The sequence below is a fragment of the Pseudomonas sp. 31 R 17 genome (genome assembly GCF_900004915.1).
Classification (GTDB): Bacteria; Pseudomonadota; Gammaproteobacteria; order Pseudomonadales; family Pseudomonadaceae; genus Aquipseudomonas; species Aquipseudomonas orientalis_A.
Window position 1 is genome coordinate 20480 of the sequence record NZ_CVTN01000072.1, and the last position, 7920, is coordinate 28399.

General features: G+C 63.7%; 6 protein-coding genes and 2 pseudogenes. All 8 read right to left on the bottom strand.

Annotated elements, in window-relative coordinates; all coding sequences use genetic code 11:
* Positions 1–208: 208 nt before the first annotated feature.
* A pseudogene (locus BFP89_RS17340) lies at positions 209–520 on the bottom strand (LysR substrate-binding domain-containing protein); the annotation flags it as partial.
* A gap of 116 nt (positions 521–636) precedes the next feature.
* On the bottom strand, positions 637–2130 hold the full coding sequence (locus BFP89_RS17345) for a methyl-accepting chemotaxis protein (RefSeq protein WP_065886663.1): 1494 nt from the start codon (positions 2128–2130) through the stop codon (positions 637–639).
* Between the two features lie 172 nt (positions 2131–2302).
* Complete coding sequence (locus BFP89_RS17350; RefSeq protein ID WP_065886664.1) at positions 2303–4453, bottom strand: TonB-dependent siderophore receptor; 2151 nt, start codon at positions 4451–4453, stop codon at positions 2303–2305.
* A 158-nt stretch (positions 4454–4611) separates the two neighbouring features.
* Positions 4612–5373 (bottom strand): PIG-L deacetylase family protein, encoded by a 762-nt coding sequence (locus tag BFP89_RS17355; protein ID WP_065886665.1) that lies wholly within the window; start codon positions 5371–5373, stop codon positions 4612–4614.
* A gap of 140 nt (positions 5374–5513) precedes the next feature.
* The gene (locus tag BFP89_RS17360; protein WP_065886666.1) at positions 5514–6173 is read right to left on the bottom strand and encodes a glycosyltransferase; all 660 of its coding nucleotides are present in this window, start codon (positions 6171–6173) and stop codon (positions 5514–5516) included.
* Positions 6170–6769 (bottom strand): SAM-dependent methyltransferase, encoded by a 600-nt coding sequence (locus tag BFP89_RS17365; RefSeq protein WP_065886667.1) that lies wholly within the window; start codon positions 6767–6769, stop codon positions 6170–6172. Before BFP89_RS17365 ends, BFP89_RS17360 begins: the two co-directional genes overlap by 4 nt.
* On the bottom strand, positions 6766–7524 hold the full coding sequence (locus BFP89_RS17370; protein ID WP_065886668.1) for a PIG-L deacetylase family protein: 759 nt from the start codon (positions 7522–7524) through the stop codon (positions 6766–6768). Before BFP89_RS17370 ends, BFP89_RS17365 begins: the two co-directional genes overlap by 4 nt.
* Positions 7521–7920, bottom strand: a pseudogene (locus BFP89_RS17375) (acyl-CoA dehydrogenase); the annotation flags it as partial. The pseudogene BFP89_RS17375 and the gene BFP89_RS17370, both read right to left, overlap by 4 nt.

Below are 7920 nucleotides of genomic sequence, written 5' to 3' on the forward strand. Positions count from 1 at the left end.
CGGCGTCCTGCCGGGTTGCCCACGGATTCAAGCCTGCGTTCGGCCAGCGTGGTTTAACGGGGCGCCTGAGATCAAAAGCAGATCAAGATCAAGATCAGGAGCGACTCGCTTCGCATCGTGGTTACCGGCTACAGCGGTGTGTAGCTATGGCCAGATGTGTAGAGTCGGCGAGGGGTCATGAGAAGAATTCAAGAATGCGCCGGCATGTTCAACCGCGCAGCACCAGTGCCATATCCGGGTATTGCGCGCACAGGAAGTCGACGAAGGCGCGCACTTTGGGTGCGGCCAGGCGCCTGGAGGTGTGCAATACCCAAAGCTGCGGCTCGATTCCGGCGACCGTGCCCCATTGCACCAGTTCGCCTCGGGCCAGGGAGGCTCCGGCGATGGACTGGGGAATTAGGGCCGCGCCACCACCGGCGATCGCCGCGTCGCGCACCATCAGTAGCGAAGAAAACTGCAGCCTGGGGATCGGTTCCAGAATCGACTCCCCGCCGTCCAGGTGCCAATGGGTCGGCGTGAAGCCCGCTACGCACGTATCAGGACTTCGTGAGCGAGTCGGTCACCAAAACAACCGCTTGATCCGCTGCCTGTGAGCGCGGTCGAGCCTGGCCGGGGCTCGACCGCTCGGGTATCGAATCAGGGATGAAACCTGCGCCCCAGCGCATCCAGGCGTACGGCGATCGGTGGCAGGCGTTCGCTGCTGCGGGCCAGGGTTTCCACGTCGTCGGCGGTGTTTTGCGCGATGTGCTGCACCGATTGCAGACGTTCGACAATTTCCAGGTTAGCCGAGCTTTGTTCGCGGGTGGTGGTGACGATGCGGCCATTGAGTTGGTCGATATGCGCAATGTCTTCGCCCACTGCGCGCAGCATATCGACGGCCACCTGGCTGTCTTCCACGCAACGCTCCACACCCTGGCGGCTGTCGTGCATGGCTTCGACCGCCTGGCGGCTGCCTTGCTGCAAGCCTTCGATGATGGTCCTGATTTCCTGGGTGGAGAGGGCGGTGCGCTGGGCCAGGCTGCGCACCTCGTCGGCGACCACGGCAAAGCCACGGCCTTGTTCGCCGGCGCGGGCGGCTTCGATGGCGGCGTTGAGGGCGAGCAGGTTGGTCTGGTTGGCGATGCTGCTGATCACCTCCAGCACCGAGCCGATTTGCTCCGCCTGCACGGCCAGCGATTGCACGGTCGATTGCGTGCCATTGATGCGCGAGGCCAGTTGCGTGATTTCATGCTGGGCGCGACCCACGCTTTGCTGACCGCGCTCAATCTGCTGGCTGGCCTGGCCGGCGTGCTCCACGGCCTGTTCGACGTGCACGTTGATGTGACCCGTGGCGTCTTCCATGCGCTGCATCGAACCGGTCATTTCATTGATTTGCGCCAGTTGATGCCGCGCGCCTTTTTCCAGGGTGCCGCTGGCCGTGGCCAGTTCCTGGCCGAGTTGGCCCAGGCCATGGGAATCGCGTGCGACGCCGTCGATCAGGTGAGTGAGCTGCTGCAGGAAGTGATCGAAGCGCTTGGCCAGGGACACGCGCTCCTTGTCCTCACCCTTGGCCGTTTCTTCGCTGAACTGTGAGGTGACGGCGAGCATTTTTTCCAGCATTTCCTGGCTTTCGACCGCCTCGGCGTGGCTGTGCACGGCGAGGTAGAGCAGGGCGACGGATTCCATCACCACATAGAAGGCGTGGACGAAGATCATGGTCCAGCCGCCGTGGTGTTCCATCACAAACACCGGCCAGCCTTGGTGCTGCAGGGCGTGGAACACCAGGTGATGCACGGCGATGGTCAGTGCCGCCACCAGGATCGGCAGCCAGTCACGGTAGAACGTCAACACCGCGAGCAGCGCGAAGATACCAAAGTGCGCTTCGATCACACCATGCGCCTGGTTGATGTGCAAGGCGGCCATCACCATGAGGCCGGCACCGAGTGCGCAGCGCATCACACGGGTGCCGCCGATGGCGCGATACAGCGCGGTCAGCACCACGCCGGTGCCGCCACCGACGATCAACGCCTGGGTGAAGGTGTCATGCCAGAACCCCAGCCCGAGGGAGAACAGGAACATCAGCCAGATCAGCGCCAGCATGATGCGGTCGGCCTTGCGGTAGTGCTCCAGAAAGCGTGTGCGGAGGGGCATTCACGTTTACTCCATGTGGGTTGGCCAGGAATCTAGCACGCGGCGTGCCACGCGCGCGGCCGGTAAAGCGCCAGGCGGGTGCGGCGTCAAGGTCCGACAATCGGTTATCGGCACGTCGCAGGGAGACTTTAAGAACGGCTGCCCGAGCGGGCAGCCGAGGTTGCAATGACGATCAGAAGCTGTACTTGGCCGTCAGCATCATGTTGCGCGGGCTGCCGTAGGAGTCGCCGCCATAGCTGACGGACTCGGAGATGGACTGGTAGTAGTGGCGGTCAAAGATATTGTTGGCGTTGAGTTGCAGATCCAGGTGCTGGTTGACGCGGTACCCGGCCATCAGGTCGGTGACGGCGTAGCCGCCTTGCTTGAGCCGATAGGTACTGCCGTCCGCCAACTGGATGTCGTTGTACATGCGGCTCTGCCAGGACACGTTGCCGCCCACGCGAAGTTTTTCCAGCGGGCCCTGGAAGTTGTAGCGGGTGGTGACCTTGAACAGGTGTTCCGGGGTGTCGGTGTCGAACTGCTTGTTGACCTTCTGCGGGTTGGCGGCGTCCTTGATGGTGTGGGTGCGCGCGTAGGTGTAGCCACCGCCGACCTGCCAGTTCTCGGTCAAGGCGCCCTGCAATTCGAAGTCGATACCCTGGCTGCGAATCTCCCCCGAGGCTTGATAGCAGGACGCCTGCGGGCAGTCCGGCACAACGATCTGCACGGCACGGTTTTCCTGGTCGACACGGAACAGCGCCACGCTGGCATTCAGCGCGCCGCCCAGGTATTCGCCCTTGATGCCCACTTCATAGTTTTTGCCGACAATGGGCTTGAGCGGAGTGGCGCCGGTGCTCTTTTCTTTTTGCGGCGTGAAGATGTCGCTGTAGCTGGCATACACCGAGTGCTGGTCATTGAGCTCGTAGATCAGGCCTGCGTAGCGGGTGAGGTTGCGGGTGACCTTATAGTCGCCGTCACCATCGCGGTTGTCATAGTCGTACCAGTCCAGGCGCCCGCCGAGGATCAGCTTGAGCGGGTCGGCCAGGCTCAGGCGCGTGGTGACGTAGACACCGTCCTGTGTGGTGACGTCACGCTGGTTGGTGGTGCGGGTGAAGTTCGGCTTGCCGGCATTGATCGGCCAATTCAGATCGTACGGGCTGTAGTTGTGGGTGGTCATGTCGAAGATGCGCTTGCTGGCGCCCACCACCAGCTCATGGGTGCGCCCGAATGCCTGGAACGGGCCGTTGACAAAGGCGTCGAGCCCGGCCTGGTTTTCATCCATGGCGGCCTGGTACACCGTGCGGCCCAGGGTGTTCTCGACCCAGCGCGACTGGTAGGAGCCGGAGAACAGCGCATCTTGTTCGGCGTAATTGGCATTGACCTGCAGTTTCCAGTCGTTGGCCAGTTGCTGGCGCAGTTCGACGAATACGGTGTTGATCTCCTGGTCCTTGTTCTCCCAGTCGGTACCGGGATTATAGGAACGCGACAGGTCCAGGTGATGCCCATCCAGGCCGATCATCGACGAGCCCCAGAAGTAGTTGGTCTTGTCTTTCTGGTTGGAGTAGCCGAGGGTCAGGCTCGTGTCCTCGCTCAGGTCGGCTTCGGTCACGGCATAGAACAGACCGTGATCCTGCTCGGCCTTGTCGATGAAACTATTGGCGTCGCGGTAGGAGGTGACCACCCGGCCACGCCAGGTGCCGCTGTCATTGAGGGGGCTGGAGGCGTCAAGCTCGCCACGGTAGTCGTCCCAGCTGCCGGCGGCGCCGGTCAGGGTGACTTTCTGCTCGTCCAGGGGCCGCTTGCGAATCAGGTTGATGGCCGCCGCTGGGTTGCCGGCGCCGGTCACCAGGCCGGTAGCGCCGCGTACTACCTCAACGCGATCGAACATCGCCAGGTTCGGCTGAGCGCCTACATTGACGCCGTTATAGCCACTGGGAATGCCGTCGTACATGAGGTTGTCGACGTTGAAACCGCGCGCGGTGTAGGCCTGCCGACCGGGGCCGTTGGAGTAGTTGAGGAACAATCCCGGAGTGGCATTGACCACATCGTTGATGCTGGTCATCGCCTGGTCATCCATGCGCTGACGGGTAATCACGGTGACGGCCTGTGGGGTTTCGCGCAGGGTCAGCGGCAGCTTGGTCGCGGTGCTCATGGAGCCTGTGGTGTACGACTGGCTGCCCTCGGTGGTTTCGCCAAGCTGTTGGCCGGAAACCTCTGTGGCGCCCAGTTCTATAGTGGCGGGCTGAGTGGCGGCGCCGAAGGCCGCGTGAGAGGTGGTCAGACAGATAGCCACTGCTATCAAACTGGGTGAAAACCCTTTACCGCCGTGGTGTTGCACAGACATGAACGTAACTCTCCCCGAATGCCGTCCGTGGCGAACAATAAATCTGTTGATAATTATTCGCATCAGTGTGGCAGATCGGGTCCGTAGGAAAAAGCCCCAAGAATGAATCGGTTAACGAATTTTTCACACGCGGGGCAGTGGCGTTTTGCCGCCTCCCGCTAGGTGAGGACGATTTCGTAAGGCTCACGCATGCGCTCCAGCAACACCTGGGCGAGCATCGGCGCCAGGCCGATGGCGGGGTCGCCCGTGAGCTGGCTGGCATAGGCATGCAAGGCGTGGAGTTTGTGCGCCACGCTCCAGGTATCCAGGCACACCTTGCGCGCACGCTGCCACGGCATCACCGAGCCTTCGCGTGCGGGCCAGTGCCAGGCCCACATCGGCAGCTCATACAACCGCGCGCCGACCCGATTGCATGCGTCGGCGCTGGCACGGCCGACGGCTTCGTGATCATCGTTGCCATCATGGCGCCAAGTGGTGAACACCACGTCATCCGGCATCAGGTAACGGGCGATGAATTGGCTCATCTGTTGCTCGTGGCTGGCCAGGGCGTTGTCGCAAAACCCGCCACGAATCCATTTCAGGCTGTGCAGCGGCATACCCAGGCGGCGCAGCGCTTCGGCGCTCTCCTGGGGACGAATCACACTCAGGCGCCCGGCCGACCAGACCCGGGAGCCGGGGTGGCTGGCGCTGCCATCGGTGATAGAGATCAGTTTCAACGGGTTTTTGCGGGTGCTGAGCATTTGCAGCAGGCCCCCGCAGATGAGCACTTCATCGCCCGGGTGGGGCGCGATCACCACCACGCGGGCACTCGGCGGTACGAGGCCGGCCAGACTGATGAAGGGAATCTGCGCCAACTGTGGCGCGCTGTTCCAGATTTGCGCGGGGCCGCGACGGCCCTCGCTTAACGAAGCGGTTCTCATGGGGTGCTACATCCTTGTCGGTTGACGCTCTTGTGCTCACCCCAGGCTGCGCTGCGGTGAGTGCGCGGCGCTCCGATCCTGGAGCGCCGTGCGAGAAGGTATGAGCATAGACAACGACGAACGGGCGCAACGTCGTATTTTTACGAAACCTGCAGCAGGCCCTTCAAGTAATCACCGAAGCCACCCTGGGCGCGGCAATCCAGGCGTGCGCTGGTAATCACCTGGGGGGAATGGCTCCAGGCGATGGACGCGCCGCAGCGCTCCAGATTGCGCACCAATTGCACATCCTCATGGCAGGCCAGCGGTTCGAAGCCACCGGCCTGTAAGTAGGCGCTGGCGCTGATGCCCAGGTTGGCGCCATGGATATGCCGATGCCCGTCGCGGGCTTCGTAGGCCTGGTGATAGCGTATCTGCGCCGCCGCGTCGAAGCCTTTGCTCCAGGCGTCCACGGTCACGGTGCCGCAGACCGCGTCGCAGCCCAGCGCCAGTTGCGCCACCAGCCAGTCCGGGGCAACGCGGCTGTCGGCGTCCGTACAGGCGATCCAGCGCGCGCCCTGATTCAGCAGATGCCGCGCCCCCGCACCGCGGGCATGCCCGACATTACGGGCCTGCACCGGCAGGCTGTGCACCCCGTGCGCCTGGGCAATCGCCGCACTGGCATCGCTGCAACTGTCGAGGACGACCAGGATGTGCACCGCTTCACCCTGCAACCCCGGATGGCTGGCGGCGATTGACGCAGCGTTCAGACATTCGCCCAACAGCGCTTCTTCGTTATGCACCGGAATCAGGATGCCGATCATCGCAGGCCCTCAAGGCGTGCCACCGAGGCGCCATCCCGGCCCCACAGGTCAAGCAGGAAATCGTCTTCATGGTGGCGTACCACCGCGTGCAGCCCCAGTCGTTGCTCAAGCAGCGCATGCACCTGTTCGGCGGTTTGCGGGCAACCTTCGATGCGCGGGCGCCAATGGCAGGCCAGCAGTTGGCCGCCCTCCGCCAGGGCGGCGAGGCAGCGCTCGGCCAGGCGCTCAAGATCCGCGGCGTCCAGGTAGTAACAGAACTCACTCAATACGATGAGCTCGAATTGCCCCGACGGCCATTGTTCGGGCAGACAGCGCTGCTCTATCTGCACGTTGGAAAACCCCGCCAGCCGCTTGCTCGCCAGCGCCACCGCAGCGCTCGCCGTATCGCAGCACAGCAGGCGATCACAACGCGCGGCCAGCTCTGCGCTCAACTCGCCATTGGCGCAGGCGGGCTCGAACACCGAGGTGTAGCGCGCCCGGGTCAGGACGGCCAGGGTCAATGCGCGTTTGCGCTGTTCGTACCAGCGTTGACGAAACGCCCAGGGATCGTCGTTGCCTTCGAACATCCGGTCGAAATAAGGGGTCGTCACGCTCACACGAACACCACTTCAAAAGGTTGCAGCAAACGTTCCACCACATAGGGCGCCAATACCGGCGGCAGGCCGACTTGCGGGTCGCCCTCCAACTGGCTGGCGAAGGCGTGGATGGCATGGCGTTTGCGAGCCACCTGTTCGGGCGTCAAAGGAATCTTGCGCGCCCGGTCCCAAGGCACCATGCCATCTTCAGCGGTCGCCCAGTGCCAGGTCCACACCGGCAGTTCGTACAGAGTCGCGCCGACTGCCTGGGCGGCTTTCGCGCTGGCGCGGCCGACCGCCTCATGGTCGCAATGCCCGTCTTCACGCCACGTGGCGAACACCACGTCGTCGGGCTTGAGGTAGCGCTGGATGAAGGCGGCCAGTTCTTCCTCGCGCTCGGCGACCTTGCTGTCGGTAAACCCGGCACGCAGCCACTTCAAACTGTGCAGCGGCAGGCCCAGAAGGTGCAGGGCCTGCGCCGATTCCTGCGGGCGCACCACGCTCAGGCGTTGCACCGGCCACAGTTCGGAGCCCGGATGGCTGGCGCTGCCGTCGGTGACCGAGATCAACTGAATGGGCCGGTCCAGGGCAGCCAGGCCCTGCAGCAAACCGCCGCTGCCGAGCACTTCATCGTCCGGATGCGGGGCGATGATCACCGCGCGTCGCCCCTGCGGTACCAACTGCTCGACGCTGACATGCGGCAGTTCAGCCAGGCGCGACGACGTTTGCCAATAATGCAGCGGCGTGCCCTGGCCAACAATCGGGTTGGGTTTCATAACTGCCACCTCCCTGACGGCTCGCCCGCCACCTGTTCGCCCAGGGCGGCCAGGTCGCGTTCGGCATGGCTTTGACGTACATACACCGGCAAGTCCGCCATCAATTGAGCGAAGTGCGGGTCCTTGCAGTAAGGCCCGGCACCCACGGCGCGCCCGACATGATGGATCACCTGCTCGACAGTTTCCTCGACGCACGCGCGCACTTGTTGGGCCAGCAGCCGGGCATCGGCGGTCGGTGCCCGGTCGACCTGCTCGGCGCTGGCGCGCAGCACGCAGGCCGCACTATTGAGTGCGCTGTCCACCGCGCCCAGGTGGGCCAGGGCGTGGGGCTCGGGATGTTTGGCGCACTGCTCGCGCAGCACTTCGGCCAGGCGCTGCGCCGCGCCATACCAGCAC

Bases quoted from the DNA above. Each gene is read 5' to 3' on its own strand.
- BFP89_RS17345 (WP_065886663.1), bottom strand. From the start codon at position 2,130: ATGCCCCTCCGCACACGCTTTCTGGAGCACTACCGCAAGGCCGACCGC.
- BFP89_RS17360 (WP_065886666.1), bottom strand. From the start codon at position 6,173: ATGATCGGCATCCTGATTCCGGTGCATAACGAAGAAGCGCTGTTGGGC.
- BFP89_RS17355 (WP_065886665.1), bottom strand. From the start codon at position 5,373: ATGAGAACCGCTTCGTTAAGCGAGGGCCGTCGCGGCCCCGCGCAAATC.
- BFP89_RS17350 (WP_065886664.1), bottom strand. From the start codon at position 4,453: ATGTCTGTGCAACACCACGGCGGTAAAGGGTTTTCACCCAGTTTGATA.
- BFP89_RS17370 (WP_065886668.1), bottom strand. From the start codon at position 7,524: ATGAAACCCAACCCGATTGTTGGCCAGGGCACGCCGCTGCATTATTGG.